Raw genomic sequence first — 16,762 nt, forward strand, 5'->3', positions numbered from 1 at the left:
TATCTAGTTTTACACCCCACTTTATCGGGGAAGAATATCATCTAAGCGAAGTTGCAAGCTTTTTAACAGAGGAGAAATTATCGGTTGACCGAAGCGAAAGTGTTGCTTGGTATAATCTTCCTCAATCAGTTCACAAACGGTGATAGTAGGTTGTTTTGGTTTACCTATAAAAGCCACACCCCCCAATCCGCGATAATCAACTATCCAATATTCTGGAATTCCTAAAAGAGCATATTCTTCAACTTTTCGCGCGTAATCTGTTTCCCAGTTAGTGCTGACGACTTCTACCACCAATTTAATAGATCGTCCCAGGGTAATCACAGGTTCTCTTTCCCAGAGAGGTTCGCTGACAAGAGCGGTTTCATCTAATACGACAATATCGGGACGGCGAGCAGTAGCTGCATCTGAAAATGGACGGATCAAACAAGTCCGGGGAATGAACCAAGGTAGTTTTTCGGCTGCGATGGCGATGCCAATTTGAGTTGCTAGTTTACCGCTGACGGTTTCGTGTGGGCCTGTGGGTTCCCTGTCAACTAATTCTCCGTCAGCGAGCTCGTAGCGGAAGTTGTCACAATATCGATCGAGGAATGTTTCAAAAGTTAGGATTTTTTGCGCGGTGTAAGCCATTGGAAACTAATAGTTTTTTGCTGAAAATCTTATTCTATCAACTCACCAAATCCCAACTCAGAACCTTTCCCCGCGTGAACCAAAGCCAACTTTTCGTAACGCTTAGCGTGTTCCACCAACTCGGCTGCTTCTTCCTCAGAGACATCCCGCAGGCGTTTGGCAGGCACTCCCGCGACTAGCGTGTGAGGGGGAACGTCCTTGGTGACAACCGCCCCTGCACCGACGATAGAGCCTCTGCCAACCCTCACTCCGTCCAGGACGATCGCCCCAATCCCGATCAGGCAGCCCCGTTCAATGTAAGCTGAGTGAATCACGGCTCGGTGTCCGACTGTGACGAAATCTTCCAAAACAGTCGGTTTCCCCGGATCGCCGTGCAGAATTGCTCCATCTTGGATATTGGTACTTGAGCCGATCGCAATTCGCTCTATATCCGCCCGCACCACCGCCCCGTACCAGATACTAGCGCCCGCTGCCACCTCTACCCTGCCGATGACAATAGCGCCTTCAGCGACAAAAGCCGCTTGGGATAGATCAGGCCTGGGCCAATAGGAAGGAAGTGCAGACAGAGGTTCGTTGAGATTGCTCATTAGTTGGTCGATCGTTATACTTCTAGCAGATTAGCTGGTTCTTGATACGGGATATAATAAAAGTATTTGGCACTTTTGCAGAGAAAATATGCTGGGACGCAAATAAATGATTGAAGTTGCCTTGCAATACCCGATGTTTGGCCCGGAAATTCAGTGTCCCCACTGTCGCCAAACAATTCCGGCTCTAACGCTCACGGATACCTATTTGTGTCCGCGTCACGGGGCATTTGAGGCAGATCCAAAAACGGGGGAACTGGTTCACCTTCAGTCTGGGCGGCACTGGCGCCGCTGGGAGAATGAATGGTATCGCCAGCACACGCACCCGGACGGGATTCGGTTTGAAATTCACGAAGCGCTCGATCGACTCTATACTCAAGGCTACCGAGCAACTCGCGTGATCGTTGCCCAACGCTATCGGGACTTAATCAGCGGTTATTTGGAACGCAGCACGCCTTGGCGCGGCCAGTCGGAATCGCCCCGGCCCAGGTTGTACGGTTTGCCTGTGGATTTTAGCCCCGATCCTCAAGAGGACCCTTGCTGGGAAGTGATTAATTTTGATTTGGAAAAAGAGCCGGGAGTTCCGATTAGATATCCCTATTTTCGATTGTTTGAATAGTCAGTAGTCATTAGTCATTAGTCATTAGTTGATTAGTGGTAGCTAAGAACTGCCAACAGTCAACAGTCAACAGTCAACAGTCAACAGTCAACAGTCAACAGTCAACTGACAAAATCGAATGCACCACGCCTCCATTCGCACTGCTAACATTCACCGGGCGATCGCCTTTTATGAACATTTGGGATTTACTGTGAGCGATCGCTTTACCACAGGTTACACCCTAGCCTGTTGGATGGAAGGTCTCAACGGACGCATCGAACTAATTCAAATCCCGGAACCAAAACCCGCACCGGATGCTTTCGGAGACGAGCATTATGTTGGATATTATCATTTATCTTTCGATTTAACTGACGCGACAACTGACTTGCCTAGTTGGTTGCAGTCTCTGAAACAGCGGTTTGAGGAAGCTGCTTCATACCAACCAAACCAGTTTCAAGCTTTGAAAGTTTTATTAGAACCGACTCAACAGGCGATCGGGCAAAATGTTTACGAAGTAGCTTTTATTGCCGATACAGACGGTTTGCCCTTAGAGTTTATCCGGCGCATGAATGACTAATTAAGTCAGAGCTGAAACTCTTCAGAAATCCCATCAGCGTGCATGTGTGTTCATCTGCTGACATCTGCGGTTAAAAAATCCTCATCCCACTAATTTGCTTTAATCAGGATATCAATTAATCAATAAATTAAGTAGAAGGAAAAAGGAATAATGCTTATAGAGCCAGCTTTTCAACCATCTGTATCTTACGTTTCCTCACGTAAATTCACTTAATAACTCATAACAATAATCATAAAAACAAAACCCGCCGGCGCGGGTTTCATCTTAAAGCTAATTGTTAATAAGTGCTAATTTCAACTACTTCTGAGGAACAAGAGCCTCATTACCAGCAACGGGACGGGGAGACGAAGCGGTAGTTCGCAAAAGTGCGATCGCCTGCGCGTAAACAGGATCGTCTTTAGTAGCAACCAACTTCGGTTTGTTAGCTAATTTCAGCTTTTGTTCGTCGGTGATTTCCACCTTAACATCGGGAGTAACGCCCTTGTGGCTGATATCCGTACCGTTGGGAGTATAGTAGTGAGCGATCGTCACAGCCAATCCCGAACCGTCAGCCAAAGAATGCACCGACTGCACCAAAGCTTTGCCAAAAGTTTGGCCGCCCATCACAGTTGCGCGCTTGTTATCCTTCAGAGCACCGGCCAAAATCTCGCTGGCGCTGGCCGAGTTATCGTCCACGAGCACCACCAAAGGCTTGTCAGTGAGCGCAGTGCGATTTGCCTTCATTTCCTGAGAATCGCCCGCGCGATCGACTGTGCGGACGATCGCCCCTGTATCCATCCACATCCGAGCGATATCAATGCTCACTCGCAGCAACCCGCCGGGATTCCCCCGCAAATCCAACACAAAAGCGTCAGCTTTTTGATCCGAGAGCTTTTTAATCGCCGCCTCCATTTGTTCGCCCGCGTGCGAGCTAAACTCTTGCAAACGGATGTAACCGACATTCTTACCGCCTTCATTCTTGAGGCTGTAGCGAACCGCGGCTACCTCAATTCTCGCCCTAGTCAGAGTGATGTCAAATTCGCTTTTGCCCTCACGAGCAATCCGCAGCGTGACTTTCGTACCTTCGTCGCCCCGAATTACCTGAGCCGCATCCGAGACAGTCATGCCTTTGGTAGTTTTGCCGTCAATCACCAAAATCGTATCGCCCGCTAGAATCCCTGCCTTCAGGGCCGGGGAATTTTCCATCGGCTCGACTACCCTAATCGCTTTCGTTTTCTCGTCTTCTTCCAGCCTCATCCCCACCCCTGTCAGTTCCCCAGAGGTTTGATTCGTCAGCGCTTCGTACTGCTTCGGGTCCATGAAGCGGGTGTAGGGGTCGTTTAATTTCTCTAGGGCTTTGCGGAGGGCGGTGTAGGCAGCTTCGCGAGAGGTATAATTTTTGCTCAGCAGTTCTTGGCGGGTTACTTGCCAGTCAATCTTGTTAAAGCTGCCATCAACATAGTCTCGGTTCACAATTTGCCAAGCTTCATCTAAGACAGCTTTGGGGCTATCTTGAAGCTCAGCGCGGACTGATTGACTCAGGCCGGGAACGAGCAAAGATATCGAAGCAGTTGTTGCCATCGCCCCACTGAACAGGGCTGCCTGTAATTTAGAAAAGCGTTTGCGGGCTTGATTCATTGAATTTGGCTCAATTCGATTTTAGATTTTTGATTTGAGATTTTATATTGCTAAAAAATCTCACACTACTACTTAAACTATTGTGTGGAGGCTCCACCATCCCTTTGGACAGTCTAACGAGATTCATAGTCGATCGCCAACCAATTATTACTCTCTTTCAATAAACTTAATTTAAAACTTGGATTTATAAAGTGCCGTGGAAGCTAAAATCGAACAATTTTCGCGTAAGTGGTTGAGCCTGCTCATTAATGGAGTTATCGGTCTAGCAGCGCTGGCGGGCGTCGTCGCCATGCAGTCTAGCGGGCAGTTGGGCGGAATGTCTCCAGTTGGCGTTCAGGGGCAAAAGCCGCTCTCTGGAATGTCTGCTGCCAGTTTCAAGCAAGCCGCACAGCAAGAAGCGCAGCAAGAAGCCCTGCGGCTGAGAATGCTCAAAACTATCCCTAGTTTTGGATTTGATAATTTAATTGCAGATTGGACATTTCTCAAATTTTTGCAGTATTTTGGCGACGACGAAGCGCGAGATGTGACGGGCTACAATCTGAGCCAAGATTATTTTGACATAGTTACGCAGCGCGACCCGCGGTGGGCTGACATCTACCTGTTTCTCTCCACAGCTATTTCTTTTTATCAAGGAAACCCTGAAACTGCTGTTAACTTTATAGAGCGTGGTACTAGCGCCCTTGCCCTTTCGCCCCAACTTCATTCCCAATCGTGGATAGTGTGGCGAACGAAAGGTATTGATGAGTTGCTGCTGTTGGGGGATATTCCCGAGTCAATTCGCTCCCACGAAATGGCCGCTGATTGGGTGGAAGGAACCCCAGAAGGAGCTTCATTGGCGCCGAGGTTTCGAGCAACTGCTGAGTTTTTGCGCCGAGATCCCGATAGCGTGCCGGTGCGGTTTACTGCTTGGAGCACAGTTTATGGTCAAACAACTGATAAGTTGGTGCGTCAAAGGGCGAGACAAGCTCTTGTCAAGTTGGGAGCTCAGGTGCAAAAAGATCAGGATGGAAACGAGAGTTTTATTTTGCCTCCTCGAAAGTAAGCAGAAGGAAGAAGGAAGAAGGAAGAAGGAAGAAGGAAGAAGGAAGAAGGAAAATGCAGCCACAGTCATAGTTTCAACTATCAAGAATGTCATAAGGAGCGCGAATTAAATAACTTACAATTTTAATTGTTATTGTGGGATGGGCGTCCCGCCCGTCCTTTTTGGACGGGCGGGAGGCCCATCCCACAAACTTGTGGAAGTTATTTAATTCTCATTCCTAACCGTCAAGACTGTTGACTGTAATTCCCCAATCTAAAATCTAAAACCTCAAATCGGCTTGAGTTAGTTCGCGCCATTCACCGGGTTTGAGGCCTTCGAGGCGCAAATGCCCCATCGCACATCTGACTAGCCGCAGCGTCGGAAACCCTACTGCTGCGGTCATCCGGCGCACTTGGCGGTTCCGGCCTTCTGTGAGAGTGATTTCCAGCCATGCTGTCGGAATGTTTTTGCGAAATCGAATCGGCGGTTCGCGGGGCGGCAAAGCGGGTTCTTCTAACAATAATTGCACTTTTGCCGATCGAGTCCGATAATCTTGAATTGTGACACCTGTCTGCAAAGCAGCGATCGCACTTGCATCGGGAATCCGTTCCACTTGCACCCAGTAAGTGCGGGGATGAGCGAATTTCGGGTCACTGAGGCGATGCTGCATTTGTCCATCATCGGTTAACAGTAACAAACCTTCACTATCGCGATCGAGCCTTCCCACTGCATAAATGTTAGGAATAGGAATATAATCTTTGAGAGTGCTGCGTTTAGCTTCCCCTGAGTTGTCAGTGAATTGAGTTAAAACATCATAGGGTTTGTAAAATAAAATGTACCGATAGGGCATAAGCAATTAACAAAAATGTACTAATATCAATAATCCTGTAGGGGCGGGTTTCACCGACAATAATTGGCTAAAACTCACCATCTCAAAAACCCGCCCCCACCCAACGTCAAACCACTTTCTCTCTCTTCTCTCCCTCCTCAGCGCCCTCTGCGCCCTCTGCGGTTCATAAAAAAATAAATCTTGTTAACCAACGATTCAAACCAGCTCTAAAATCTTCAGCCTTTAAGAGCCTCGCAAATCTCAACTACCCAATTTTACCATGCCCGAAGCCACACACCGCGTTTGCATCGTCTTAGGAACTCGCCCGGAAGCGATTAAACTAGCCCCAGTAATTCAACAGTTCAAAAGTTCTCCAACCTTTGACACGCAAGTAATTTTAACCGGTCAGCACCGAGAAATGGTCGAGCAAGTAATGCGAATGTTCGATCTAAAAGCCGATCGGGATTTAGCAATTATGCAGCACCAGCAAACCTTGACAGATATTACATCCCGGAGTTTGCAGGGTTTGGAAGCCTTGTTTAAAGAATTGCAGCCCGAAATCGTCTTAGTTCAGGGCGATACAACGACAGCGTTTGCCGCTGCTTTGGCTGCATTTTACCAGAAAATACCCGTAGGTCACGTAGAAGCCGGATTGCGGACAGACGACGTGTTCAATCCTTACCCAGAAGAGGCTAACCGACGGTTGATATCTCAGCTCACAAGGCTGCATTTTGCCCCGACAGAGCTGGCTCAAGAGAATTTAGGGCGATCGGGCGTTTTGGGAGAAATTCACCGTACAGGCAACACAGTAATCGATGCTTTGCTTTCAGTCGCAAAACGCCAACCAGAATGCAACATTCCTAACTTAGAGTGGAGCAAATATCGTACTATCTTAGCAACAGTTCACCGCCGCGAAAATTGGGGAGAACCATTAGCAGGAATTGCTCACGCATTTATCCAAATCTTAGATAAGTTTCCCGATACAGCCTTGCTCTTACCTCTACATCGAAATCCCACAGTCAGAGAACCTTTGCAAGCTCTTTTGGGCGACCATCCAAGAGTCTTTTTAACAGAACCCTTGGATTACGCAGAATTAGTAGGAGCAATTCAGAGATGTCATTTAATCCTCACAGATTCCGGCGGCTTGCAAGAGGAAGCACCGAGTTTGGGCAAGCCAGTTTTAGTATTACGAGAAACCACAGAAAGACCAGAGGCAATTTCCGCTGGTACTGCTAAACTGGTTGGTACTAATTCTGATATAATTACAGCAGCAGCGGTAGAGTTGCTCAGCAATTCCGAAGCATACAACGCAATGGCAATGGCAATCAATCCCTTTGGGGACGGTTTAGCCGCCTCGCGGATTTTGAAAATAGTTGAAGAGTATTTTAGTTAGCTACCCCTCGATTATTCGGCCGTTTCAACCGCAACTATACAAACTTTAGTCCCCGCAGAGGGGGACTAATTCCTGTTAAAAAAACTCGGTTTCTGCCTCCCTTCCCGAATTACCAATCCCCACCGCCACCCCCACTACTAGAGTCGCTACTGCTACTGCTGCTGCTGTAGTCGCTACTGCTGTAGTCGCTACTGCTACTGCTACTGCTGTAGTCGCCGCCACCGCAATAATCGCTACTGCTACTGCTGTAGTCGCCACCGGCACCGCCACCGCTGGAGTCGCCACCGCCAAAGCTACCCCCGCAGTCGCTGCTGCTACTGCTGTAGTCGCCACCGGCACCGCCACCGCTGGAGTCGCCACCGCCAAAGCTACCCCCGCAGTCGCTGTTGCTAATACTGTAGTCGCTGCTATTACTGGTGTAGTAGCCACCGCAATCATCGCTGCTACTGTTACTGCTGTAGTCGCCACCCCCACCGTAATAGTTGTGGCTGTTAATGCTGTAATTGCGATTGTTACTGCTGTAATTGGGAGTGTGACTGCCGTAGTTGCCATTGTTACTGCTGTAATTGCGCGGATAACGGCGGTGGCGGTAACGAGATATCCGAGAAAATAAGCTGCGAAATATCCTGAAGATAATGAAGCAAGGTATAAATGCTATGAATGCTATGAATAACAACCCAAGTAAGCCATAGATTAGATTCGATGAATCTTCACCTGTGGATGTACTATTGCTAATAACTGGCGATTGACTAGGTATTGGTAACGGTTTCACCTCTTGAGATGGTACGATCGGAGCCAAAGGCAGCGTGATTTGAGATTGAGCATTTACCATAGGAGTTTGTAAAACATTTACTAACGCCTTTGTCCCTGCTAATGTGCCCCCGTTAAAGTCCTGCTGTTTAAATCGGGGCGTAATTTCGGTTTTAATAATTCCCACTACCTGTGCATCGGGTAAAATGCTTTGAATGCCCGAACCTGTTTCAATTTGAACGCGGCGTTCACCCGACGAAATCAACAATAAAACTCCGTTATTTTTACCTTTTTTGCCAATCCCCCAAAAGTTAAATAATTCTGTAGCAAATGCTTTTGGTGTCGCCGATGGCTTAGTATCAGGAACTGTCACAACAGCGATTTCTGAGCCATTTTTAGCCTCTAAATCCGAAATCATTTGATTTAGCTGAGTTTCGGTGCTGTCGCTAAGAATGTTTGCCTTGTCCGTTACCCAAGTGTTATTTACTTGACGGGGATTCGGTACTTCTTGTACTGTTATAGCTTGGCTCGTTAGGGGAAATGCAATTGCCGAAAAGCATAGCAAACTGGTCCAGATTATTTGTTTATTGCTAAATTGTAACTGCATCGCTTCAGTCTCCTGAATAACTGCTAGTCTGGAATTGACATATATCTGTCCGCCTAATTACAATTAAATAACCAGCTCACGGTCACGTCAATTCATATTATTCAGAAATTGGATTCATAAAAATCATAATTTTAGGTGCGCCATAAGCACCTTACATTTATAGTCATGGACGCACGGGTGGCGAGAAACCGGGTTTTTAACCAAAATAATTGCTGAAAACCGTCAATCTCGGTTCAAAAACCCGGTCTCTGAGTGGGGGAGTGCGATCGCGAACTAATTTAGATATATTTAAGGAGAGGGAAGTTGTGGCCCAAAATTGCTGCTGCCTTTATAACCGGATAAAATAGCCAGTTTTTCCAAAGATTGCCTGCCCGTGTAATATTTACCCCGAATTTCCCAAGTGGGATAAGCTTTAATATTGGCAGCTTTGCACAAATCGGGTTGAGCATCTTTGCCTCTGGGATCGCACTCAATGTAAGTAATGGCGGTAAATGCTTCTTTGCCGAAAAGTTCTTGTTGCGTGTGACAGTTAGGACACCAGTAAGCACCGTAGAGTCTAGCTTTGATTGTCTGCAAATGGGTTGCTAAAGCTATTTGATCCGGCACGGATTCGCTGCGAATAGGTGGCGCTTCTTGTTCGGTAACAGGCTGTGTGGCAGGAGGTGGAGGGAGAGTTTGTGCTAAAGTTTGAGTGGATTGGTTGCTGAAACTTAACCGTGCAATTCCTCCGTCTGCTTTGGTACTGCCGAAAATCCCCAGAGTTAGGAAAATTGCGATCGCACAAAAGTTGAATTTGCTTACTCTCATCTTGGATTTCATCTTGGATTTACTAGGATTTCGCGAGCTTGATTCATAGCCTCTACAGCATTGTTTACCACAAAGATGTTAATTTGTGCTAAACCTTTAAAAAAAAGTTGACTTTCGGCGCTGTCATTTAACAAGATAACTTGCTTGTTAGCTTTGAGAGCGAGGGCAATTTCCGAAACTGTGCCCGTGCCGATACCGCAGGCAATTATGACATCTGAAGAAAGAATATTAATGTTATTTCTGGCGTTTCCCATATCGGTGACAATGGCAATATCTACAGCTTCAGAAATGCCGCGAGTGTCATTTCCCGGAAGGATGCCAATTGTTAAACCGTTAGCTGATTTTGCACCTTTACTGGCGGCATCCATCACACCGACATTTCTGCCGCCAGTTAGCAATATCCATCCTGCTTCGGCGATGAGTTGTCCGAGTTGATAGGCGTTTTCTAAGTCGGTTGATGTGGCACTTTCGCCAGGGCCCATGATGCCAATGATGATTTTTTTCATAGTTTTGGGGTGAATATCGTGTTATTAATAGTTGCTAGTTTTTGGGAACTTTTTACCAATGTATGTTATCATATAAATAGTGGCTTACTAAAAACAGTTTGTAACCCCAATAACTTCCTGAAGTTTCCTAGTATTTTTACAATGTATGCTGATTTAACATTAAGAAGTGAGAGATAACATGAGTATCGCCCAAAACCCGGAAACAAAGCTGATGGAAAAAATCCGTAGTTTACCACCCGATAAAATTACGGTATTAGAAGATTTTATCGATTTCCTTTTAACGCGAAGTGAAGATCGTCTTCTCGTTTATACTGCAACTAAACTCTCAGAAGCAGCTTTTGCTAAAATTTGGGATAACCCAGAGGACGCGGAGTATGACGAGTTATAATTTTGGTGATGTGGTTTTAGTTCCGTTTCCTTTTACCGATCAAACTACCACTAAAAAACGTCCAGCAGTTGTTATTAGTTCTGACGTTTATAATGCAGAATATCCCGATCGCATTCTTATGGGTATAACTAGCCAAGTTAGCAGTAGCCCGAAAGTCGGTGATATTATTATCACAGATTGGCGATCGGCTGGGCTTTTAAAAGCTTCTATGATTAAGCCTGTTATTACGACAATTGAGAAGCAACTGATACTCAAAAAATTGGGAAGGCTTCAAGATGTAGATATTCAGTCTTTGAAAGAGGGATTGATTGGAATTATAGGTAATAGTTGAGCGATCGCCCTTCTGAATTATTAGAAAGGGCGATCGATCTTTTTTGACCGCAGATGGACGCAGATTAACGCTGATGTAGGAAGGGCGATCGATCTTTTGATGAATTATGGGCGATCGCCCTTTTCGGATAGTAGAAAAAGGGCGATCGCCCTTCTGAATCTAGCTGATTAAGGGCGATCGCTCTTTTTTTACCGCAGATGGACGCTGATTAACGCGGATGCAAAAAGGGATCTCGCCATGATTGATGAATTATGGGCGAGATCGTTTCTGAGTCTGGGTAAAAAAGGGATCTCGCTCTTCCCAATTTCTTATTAAAAAATTACTGGTTGTGAGACTTGACAAAAGATGGCAAAATCTGCCATATTAAAAATAACGAGTTAAATGAGGTAAGTAATACCCGTGACAAGCATGAATATTTCTCTACCTGACTCAATGCGAACTTATATAGAAGCACAGGTAGCTCAAGGTGGTTACAGTACAGCTAGCGAGTATTTTCGTGAGTTAATTCGCCAAGACCAAAAACGTAAAGCTTCAGAACGTTTGGAAGCGATGTTATTAGAGGGTTTGGAATCTGGAAATCCTACAGCGATGACTGAGGAAAATTGGATGGAGATTCGTCAAGCTGTGCGATCTCGTATTTCCCAGCAGCAGGGGTTGCAGGAATAAAAATGACCTCGATCCAAAAACGTCCGCAAGTTATCCGTGATTTGATTGAATTAGCAACTTACATTGCGGAAGATAACATGGATGCTTCCGATCGCTTTCTTGTCGCGGCGGAAGAAACTTTTAAACAATTGGCACAAACGCCAAAAATGGGAAAACGCTGTCAATTTTCTCATCCAAATTTAATCGATGTGCGACAACAAGCTATTAAAGGTTTTAGAAGATATCTGATTTTCTACCGTCTCATAGACTCAGGGGTGGAAATTTTGCGCGTGATTCACGGGGCACGGGACATCGAAGATATCTTTGATAATGTTGATGAGAATGAATAAATCTTTACTCTTGAGGTTGGAAGTTAAAGGGCGATCGCCCTTCTGAATTATTAGAAAGGGCGATCGATCTTTTTTGACCGCAGATGGACGCAGATTAACGCTGATTTAGGAAGGGATCTCGCCATGATTGATGAATTATGGGCGATCGCACATTTCGATCAAAATGGGATATCAGGGGGAATTATTCAACGTGCATCTTGATAGTCAATTTCTGTGCCTTATCCTCCAACCATTGCTCAAATAGTTGGTCTTGCAGTTCCCGTTTCAGCGAACCCTCTAAGATAGCGGGTAGAAATCGCTCGACACGCAGCAAAGCGTAACGCCCATCAATCTCCAGAGGCCCGATTAACTCACCAGGGGTAGCAGGGATGATGTACTCTCGTACCTGGCTGGGAATTTGGCCCAAGCTGATTGCCTCCATGATGCCATTAACTAAGCGGTCATTCGTGAGGGAATGTTCTCTGGCTAAGGATTCAAAGCGACTGCCGTCTGCCAAAATTTGATGCTTGAGATTCAGCGCAAAGTCTAGATCCGCAACGACAATACGCGAAATAACGACTTGGTTGAGCAATGCTTTATTGGCATTAAAGTATTCCTCCAGTTTTGGTGCTGTCACCTCTGCTTTGAGCTTTTCTATTTTCAATCTAGCAGCAATCTGCTGACGAAAATCCGCATAACTAATGCGCTGAGTTTTAAGCCATTCTTGAAAATCATCTGGATCGTTAAGTTGATTCTCGAATCGGAAGTCAATGACAGCCTGTTCAATGATGTTAGAGTCAATCTCTAGGTCATCGTGGGTTTGCAGTTCTGTTTCCAGAATATGCTGGCGGATGATTTTCAGAAGAAATGGTTTAAAATCACCCGTACTACGAAGATAACCAATAGCTTTGGCTAAGGATATAGGCTGGTCGTCAATAGTCAGGAAAGGTTGGGATTCCATAAATATTGTATTGGTTCCATAAATTTCTGACCTCAAAGGATTGAAGCTGATCGTAGTCTGCCAACATTGCCTGAATACAAAATGAGGCAATGCTGAGTTTTGAAACTTTACTAAAACTACTTAATCCTAAGTCCAAGTCGTAGTCTCTTGATCGATACCCCAACTACTACCGTTAATGTAGGCTAGTTCCTTAATTTTGCCATTTCGTGTTGCTGTGACGCGACCTTCATGAGTTCCACTCCATCTTATATAATTACCAGAATCTCCGTACTTATCTTTCCAAAGATCGCTTGGTAAAGCCAGGTTATTCTCTAGTTTCAATCGACGATCTGGTTGTGATAAAGCATCTGCAACAACATCAACGGCTGTATTATGCGGAGATGCTGCATCTATTGGATTAGCCCACCCCTCATAAGAAATCACCAGAGAATTATTAGCTGTATCTGCTGTGTGACCATCTCCAGCAATACCACCACCCCCATCTTCTTTCACTACAAAAGCTAGTGAATGTTCGGCTGCATCTTTAAACTCTGTTATTCTCTGATCACCTTCTTTGTTTCCATCTATATCATACTGATGACCAGGATAGGCCGGATCTATTGCAACAAGATTTTTGACTTTTCCAAAAAGATGACCAATTTCAGCACTAACGTAAGAGCCAAGACTGTGACCAAAAAGACTGATTTTTTCAGCCCCTATACCGAGATTTTCTAGTGTATTCTTTGCCCATTGAGCAACTGGAGCTATTGAACGAGCAGCGTGCCAAGGAACACCTGGTTGCTGATCTCTACCATTCTTGTAATCTTGATTCGATGAGCCTGGATTCGGTGCATCTTTTGCTGGATCAGTCCAATCTAAAGCGAGAACTTGATAATCTGTATATTTATTAGCAACCTGTGCTAATAAATTTTGAATGTTTGTGCCATTGCTACTGTCAGTCCATCCATGAATTACTATGATGGTGTCTTTTCCAGGCTCTATCCCTTGGTAAGTTCGCTCAAGAATATTTTGCTGATTAATGTGATAGCGATAGAGATTCGCTCCATCCTTATGAGTGCGATCTTCATCATTCCAACCCCAGCCATTCAAGCCTTTGTTCTCGATGTCTCCCACCAAATTAACACGATGCAAGTTGAAATTATAATCAGTATCTCCACTTGTATCTTCAACCTTGATTTGGTAGTTCCCAGGTTCTAAAATCCAACTAGCTGAACCAGAAGATGTCTCAATATCGTTAAGCAATCGTCCACCTTCAGCCAGTATGGATAGACGTGCTTTAGTATCAATTCCAGTAAAAAATGCTTGTAAGTTGCTCCGCTTGTCAATGTTGAAAGAGTAGTAATCATTGCGATTAGTTGAACTTACACTATTGCCAGCTCCCCAAAGTTCTCCTAATGTTCCTATTGGGAAAAATTCATCTTGAGATTTAGGTACAGGATTGCCAAGACCAGAACTGGCATTAGAAGAGAACTTATTGAGGTCTACATTGCCACTGATACCATTTACTCGACCACTATCCGAGTATTGCCAGAATGTCCAATTTTTCCAACCACCAGGAACTATTGGCCCAGAAGCACTGGTATAGTTTGCAATCCACAGAGGGTAATCAGAAAATTGCTGCGTGTTACCTAAGTTATCCTTCCAGAAAGAAGGGTAAGTGTAGACAATCGGCTTCCGTCCGGTTGCATTTTCTACTACATCCAGCCATTGTTGTGCTTTGCTCAGAACAGTAGTAGCACTTAGATTATCAGCGTGTTCCAAATCTAAAACAGGTGGTAAGTCGTTTGGTGCGAGTGTCCCAATAGTATTGATGAAGTGATTTGCCTGTGCTACTGGGTCAAGATCGGGATGGAAATAATGATAAGCACCGCGAACTACTCCAGCATTCTTGGTTCCCTGCCAATTCTGAGCAAATTGTTGATCGGTAAATCCAGTTCCCTCAGTAGCTTTTACAAAGGCAAATGAGTAGCCATCGTTCTTAACTGACTGCCAATTTACATTACCTTGCCAGCCTGAGACATCAATACCTTGGCTACCAGGAGGTAAGGATACAGAATTTGACCCTGTACCGTTACCTTGTTTGTAAGCTTCAAAATTGACACCATTCCAAATAATGTGACCCTTTTCAAAGTATTGAATCTTGACTCCACCTCGCTCTATTAGATCGCTCGTGGGTTTTCCCAGCCAGTTATTATTTGAGTACGTATTAGAGAACACCCCTCCAACTTCATAACTCGGTATTGTTCCTTTAGGAACCCAAATTTGCTCGCCAGAATGAATCAAATCGGGATTAGAAATATTGTTCTGTGGGTAATTAACAATCAGCAAGTAATCATTAGGATTACCTGTCCTAGATTGAGCAATTCCAGAGAGACTGTCTCCTGACTGAACGGTGTAAAGTTCCCAGCCATCATTATTTACTGTTGTCCCTCCTCCTGTTGTCCCTCCTCCTGTTGTTCCGCCTGTAGACGGTGCTTTTGGAACCCAAATTTGTTGACCAGGATAAATCAAATTGGGATCGGGAATACTGTTTTGTGAATAATTTGAAATCAACAAGTAATCATTGGCATTACCCGTTCTAGATTGCGCGATTGTCGAAAGATTTTCTCCCTCCTTAACTGTGTAAAGTTCCCACTCGTAGCCACTGTTAACTGGCGGTTGTACAGGCGTTCCCCCTCCTCCTTGGTTGGGATCGGGATTAGATGTTACAGGCGGTTCTGTAGGCGTTCCTTCTCCTCCTTGGTTGGGATCTGGGGTGACAGGTGCAGATACCTGTTTGGGAACCCAATATGTCTCCCCTGGATAAATCAAATTCGGATCGCCAGAAGCAAATTGATTATCAGGATTATTGGCAATCAGTGACCAATCATTCATATCACCCGTTCTGGATTGGGCGATTACTGATAGATTTTCACCATCTTGAACCGTATGTTGTTCCCAGTCATAGTATTTGCCATTATGCTCAAAAACTTCCGTCGCCCTTTCTAATGGCGTCACCAACCCTTCTAAACCCCAAGTTGTCGGATTCGAGAAAGGTGTTGGAATATAAGCTTGCGGCGCTGTTTCCTTCGCCAATTGCACAGCTTTATTCAAATTAACCACCCCAAAACCCGTTTCTTCATCCCATCCGGGCTCCTTCAAATCGATCGCACTTCCAGTCAAAATGTCAATCACTTGGGTAGCATTCAAATCAGGATTACTCTCCCAAACCTTAGATGCCATCCCAGCCCCAATCGCCGCCGACGCAGAAGTCCCCGCCATTGTACCTAAATCATCGCCAACCGTAGACAAAACAGGATTGTCGCTCGAACCACCGGGCACTAAAATATCCAAACCATAGCCGTAGCTGGAATAATCCGATCGCCCAAATCCATCCGACGAACCAACAGTGATAATATTGTCAAACTCCTGAGAAGATTGACCCAAAACCGACATCACACCGCCATCATTACCCGCCGCTACAACTAACAGCACTCCACTTTGACGAGCATTTTCTAACACAGCCCGCTCTCTCGGTGTAAACTCGTAACGAGTAGTAATACTACCATCAGCATTTTTCTGAGTTAAATCGAGGGGAAGAAGTGCGATCGCATTCTTTTTCTTTTGCGCCTTCGCCTCACTCACAAAATCATTTAAAGCTAAATCCCATTCCCCAGAACCAATTGCCCGACTTAGATAAACATTCGCCTTATCGTTGTAGCCATCAATACCTTTGTCGTTGCCTTGAATTGCACTCACTAAACCCCAGCTAAATGTGCCGTGTTCGTTACCAGTGCCAGCAGTAAATAAAGGATTGCTGTCTTGGTCAATGCGATCGCGCCCCAATGTCACTTTAGAGTAATCCAAATCGGCATTGTTCGTCGCAAACCCAGTATCGAAAATGCCGATAAATGCGCGATTTTCTGGTGGCGAACTAATCGGTAATACTGTTTCAATCGGCGGTTCGGGATCGATCGGCGGCGACATATCGTCGATCGGCTCAAGTCCAACTAGAGGCGGTTCCGGGGCGATCGTAGGCGGTTGCACCGGTGGTGTTGGAGGGGCGATCGGCAGCGTTGCTACAGGTGGCGTTGTCGCAACAGGCTGCGTTGCCACAGGCGGCATTACCACAGGCGGCGTTGTCTCAATCGGTGCCGCTACAGCAACAGGTGGTTTTGTCTCCACAGGTGGCGTTGTCTCCACAGGCGGCGTT

At 45.5% G+C, this 16,762-nt stretch carries 18 protein-coding genes and 1 pseudogene; 9 read left to right on the top strand and 10 right to left on the bottom strand.

Features of this window, described 5'->3' with window-relative positions; all coding sequences use genetic code 11:
• Window positions 1–21: 21 nt before the first annotated feature.
• Both QUB08_RS06205 and QUB08_RS06210 read right to left on the bottom strand, forming a co-directional pair.
• Window positions 22–627, bottom strand: coding sequence for a Uma2 family endonuclease (locus tag QUB08_RS06205; protein ID WP_333223942.1), 606 nt, complete (start codon window positions 625–627; stop codon window positions 22–24).
• Between the two features lie 29 nt (window positions 628–656).
• Window positions 657–1,214: a gamma carbonic anhydrase family protein gene (locus QUB08_RS06210; RefSeq protein ID WP_333223943.1), complete on the bottom strand. Its 558-nt coding sequence runs from the start codon at window positions 1,212–1,214 to the stop codon at window positions 657–659.
• 106 nt (window positions 1,215–1,320) lie between these two features.
• Here QUB08_RS06210 and QUB08_RS06215 point away from each other — a divergent pair, with 106 nt between their 5' ends.
• Window positions 1,321–1,830 carry a TIGR02652 family protein gene (locus QUB08_RS06215; RefSeq protein WP_333124116.1) on the top strand — a complete coding sequence of 170 codons (510 nt, stop codon included), beginning with the start codon at window positions 1,321–1,323 and terminating at the stop codon, window positions 1,828–1,830.
• A gap of 118 nt (window positions 1,831–1,948) precedes the next feature.
• Complete coding sequence (locus tag QUB08_RS06220; protein ID WP_333223944.1) at window positions 1,949–2,386, top strand: VOC family protein; 438 nt, start codon at window positions 1,949–1,951, stop codon at window positions 2,384–2,386.
• Window positions 2,387–2,683: 297 nt separating this feature from the next.
• Here the strand turns inward: QUB08_RS06220 and ctpB are convergent, their stop codons facing one another.
• Window positions 2,684–4,003 carry a carboxyl-terminal processing protease CtpB gene (gene ctpB / locus QUB08_RS06225; RefSeq protein ID WP_333223945.1) on the bottom strand — a complete coding sequence of 440 codons (1,320 nt, stop codon included), beginning with the start codon at window positions 4,001–4,003 and terminating at the stop codon, window positions 2,684–2,686.
• A 196-nt stretch (window positions 4,004–4,199) separates the two neighbouring features.
• Between ctpB and QUB08_RS06230 the strand changes: the two genes are divergently transcribed.
• Window positions 4,200–5,045, top strand: coding sequence for a hypothetical protein (locus QUB08_RS06230; RefSeq protein ID WP_333223946.1), 846 nt, complete (start codon window positions 4,200–4,202; stop codon window positions 5,043–5,045).
• Window positions 5,008–5,154, top strand: a complete 147-nt coding sequence (locus QUB08_RS06235) for a hypothetical protein (RefSeq protein ID WP_333223947.1) — start codon at window positions 5,008–5,010, stop codon at window positions 5,152–5,154. Before QUB08_RS06230 ends, QUB08_RS06235 begins: the two co-directional genes overlap by 38 nt.
• Before the next feature lie 150 nt (window positions 5,155–5,304).
• Here QUB08_RS06235 and QUB08_RS06240 read toward each other — a convergent pair whose 3' ends face one another.
• Entirely contained in the window at window positions 5,305–5,874 is a 570-nt protein-coding gene (locus tag QUB08_RS06240) for an rRNA large subunit pseudouridine synthase E (protein ID WP_333223948.1), read from the bottom strand.
• A 259-nt stretch (window positions 5,875–6,133) separates the two neighbouring features.
• Here QUB08_RS06240 and wecB point away from each other — a divergent pair, with 259 nt between their 5' ends.
• A complete protein-coding gene (gene wecB / locus QUB08_RS06245; RefSeq protein WP_333223949.1) occupies window positions 6,134–7,246 on the top strand; it encodes a non-hydrolyzing UDP-N-acetylglucosamine 2-epimerase in 1,113 nt (370 codons plus the stop codon).
• Window positions 7,247–7,355: 109 nt separating this feature from the next.
• Here wecB and QUB08_RS06250 read toward each other — a convergent pair whose 3' ends face one another.
• The 3 genes from QUB08_RS06250 to QUB08_RS06260 form a co-directional block, all read right to left on the bottom strand.
• Window positions 7,356–8,603 carry a TPM domain-containing protein gene (locus QUB08_RS06250; RefSeq protein ID WP_333223950.1) on the bottom strand — a complete coding sequence of 416 codons (1,248 nt, stop codon included), beginning with the start codon at window positions 8,601–8,603 and terminating at the stop codon, window positions 7,356–7,358.
• Window positions 8,604–8,891: 288 nt separating this feature from the next.
• Window positions 8,892–9,410, bottom strand: coding sequence for a hypothetical protein (locus QUB08_RS06255; protein ID WP_333223951.1), 519 nt, complete (start codon window positions 9,408–9,410; stop codon window positions 8,892–8,894).
• An 8-nt stretch (window positions 9,411–9,418) separates the two neighbouring features.
• Window positions 9,419–9,916 carry a TIGR00725 family protein gene (locus tag QUB08_RS06260; protein ID WP_333223952.1) on the bottom strand — a complete coding sequence of 166 codons (498 nt, stop codon included), beginning with the start codon at window positions 9,914–9,916 and terminating at the stop codon, window positions 9,419–9,421.
• Window positions 9,917–10,094: 178 nt separating this feature from the next.
• Here QUB08_RS06260 and QUB08_RS06265 point away from each other — a divergent pair, with 178 nt between their 5' ends.
• The 4 genes from QUB08_RS06265 (at window position 10,095) to QUB08_RS06280 (ending at window position 11,630) form a co-directional block, all read left to right on the top strand.
• The gene (locus tag QUB08_RS06265; RefSeq protein WP_333223953.1) at window positions 10,095–10,304 is read left to right on the top strand and encodes a toxin-antitoxin system, antitoxin component, Xre family protein; all 210 of its coding nucleotides are present in this window, start codon (window positions 10,095–10,097) and stop codon (window positions 10,302–10,304) included.
• Window positions 10,291–10,635, top strand: a complete 345-nt coding sequence (locus QUB08_RS06270) for a type II toxin-antitoxin system PemK/MazF family toxin (protein ID WP_333223954.1) — start codon at window positions 10,291–10,293, stop codon at window positions 10,633–10,635. Before QUB08_RS06265 ends, QUB08_RS06270 begins: the two co-directional genes overlap by 14 nt.
• Window positions 10,636–11,043: 408 nt before the next feature.
• The gene (locus tag QUB08_RS06275; RefSeq protein WP_333223955.1) at window positions 11,044–11,301 is read left to right on the top strand and encodes a type II toxin-antitoxin system ParD family antitoxin; all 258 of its coding nucleotides are present in this window, start codon (window positions 11,044–11,046) and stop codon (window positions 11,299–11,301) included.
• 2 nt (window positions 11,302–11,303) lie between these two features.
• On the top strand, window positions 11,304–11,630 hold the full coding sequence (locus tag QUB08_RS06280; protein ID WP_333223956.1) for a type II toxin-antitoxin system RelE/ParE family toxin: 327 nt from the start codon (window positions 11,304–11,306) through the stop codon (window positions 11,628–11,630).
• Window positions 11,631–11,811: 181 nt separating this feature from the next.
• Here the strand turns inward: QUB08_RS06280 and QUB08_RS06285 are convergent, their stop codons facing one another.
• The 3 genes and pseudogenes from QUB08_RS06285 to QUB08_RS32115 all read right to left on the bottom strand — a co-directional run.
• Window positions 11,812–12,570 carry a peptidylprolyl isomerase gene (locus QUB08_RS06285; RefSeq protein WP_333223957.1) on the bottom strand — a complete coding sequence of 253 codons (759 nt, stop codon included), beginning with the start codon at window positions 12,568–12,570 and terminating at the stop codon, window positions 11,812–11,814.
• A 126-nt stretch (window positions 12,571–12,696) separates the two neighbouring features.
• Entirely contained in the window at window positions 12,697–14,787 is a 2,091-nt protein-coding gene (locus QUB08_RS32110) for a GH25 family lysozyme (RefSeq protein WP_445300896.1), read from the bottom strand.
• Window positions 14,788–15,732: 945 nt separating this feature from the next.
• Window positions 15,733–16,674, bottom strand: a pseudogene (locus QUB08_RS32115) (S8 family peptidase); the annotation flags it as partial.
• Between the last annotated feature and the right edge of the window lie 88 nt (window positions 16,675–16,762).

The organism is Microcoleus sp. BR0-C5, from assembly GCF_036705045.1.
Lineage (GTDB): Bacteria > Cyanobacteriota > Cyanobacteriia > Cyanobacteriales > Microcoleaceae > Microcoleus.

What these genes read in the sequence shown, in the direction of transcription:
- QUB08_RS06205 (WP_333223942.1), bottom strand. Translation starts at nt 627, where the DNA reads ATGGCTTACACCGCGCAAAAAATCCTAACTTTTGAAACATTCCTCGAT.
- QUB08_RS06210 (WP_333223943.1), bottom strand. Translation starts at nt 1,214, where the DNA reads ATGAGCAATCTCAACGAACCTCTGTCTGCACTTCCTTCCTATTGGCCC.
- QUB08_RS06215 (WP_333124116.1), top strand. Translation starts at nt 1,321, where the DNA reads ATGATTGAAGTTGCCTTGCAATACCCGATGTTTGGCCCGGAAATTCAG.
- QUB08_RS06220 (WP_333223944.1), top strand. Translation starts at nt 1,949, where the DNA reads ATGCACCACGCCTCCATTCGCACTGCTAACATTCACCGGGCGATCGCC.
- ctpB (WP_333223945.1), bottom strand. Translation starts at nt 4,003, where the DNA reads ATGAATCAAGCCCGCAAACGCTTTTCTAAATTACAGGCAGCCCTGTTC.
- QUB08_RS06235 (WP_333223947.1), top strand. Translation starts at nt 5,008, where the DNA reads ATGGAAACGAGAGTTTTATTTTGCCTCCTCGAAAGTAAGCAGAAGGAA.
- QUB08_RS06240 (WP_333223948.1), bottom strand. Translation starts at nt 5,874, where the DNA reads ATGCCCTATCGGTACATTTTATTTTACAAACCCTATGATGTTTTAACT.
- wecB (WP_333223949.1), top strand. Translation starts at nt 6,134, where the DNA reads ATGCCCGAAGCCACACACCGCGTTTGCATCGTCTTAGGAACTCGCCCG.
- QUB08_RS06250 (WP_333223950.1), bottom strand. Translation starts at nt 8,603, where the DNA reads ATGCAGTTACAATTTAGCAATAAACAAATAATCTGGACCAGTTTGCTA.
- QUB08_RS06255 (WP_333223951.1), bottom strand. Translation starts at nt 9,410, where the DNA reads ATGAGAGTAAGCAAATTCAACTTTTGTGCGATCGCAATTTTCCTAACT.
- QUB08_RS06260 (WP_333223952.1), bottom strand. Translation starts at nt 9,916, where the DNA reads ATGAAAAAAATCATCATTGGCATCATGGGCCCTGGCGAAAGTGCCACA.
- QUB08_RS06265 (WP_333223953.1), top strand. Translation starts at nt 10,095, where the DNA reads ATGAGTATCGCCCAAAACCCGGAAACAAAGCTGATGGAAAAAATCCGT.
- QUB08_RS06270 (WP_333223954.1), top strand. Translation starts at nt 10,291, where the DNA reads ATGACGAGTTATAATTTTGGTGATGTGGTTTTAGTTCCGTTTCCTTTT.
- QUB08_RS06275 (WP_333223955.1), top strand. Translation starts at nt 11,044, where the DNA reads ATGAATATTTCTCTACCTGACTCAATGCGAACTTATATAGAAGCACAG.
- QUB08_RS06280 (WP_333223956.1), top strand. Translation starts at nt 11,304, where the DNA reads ATGACCTCGATCCAAAAACGTCCGCAAGTTATCCGTGATTTGATTGAA.
- QUB08_RS06285 (WP_333223957.1), bottom strand. Translation starts at nt 12,570, where the DNA reads ATGGAATCCCAACCTTTCCTGACTATTGACGACCAGCCTATATCCTTA.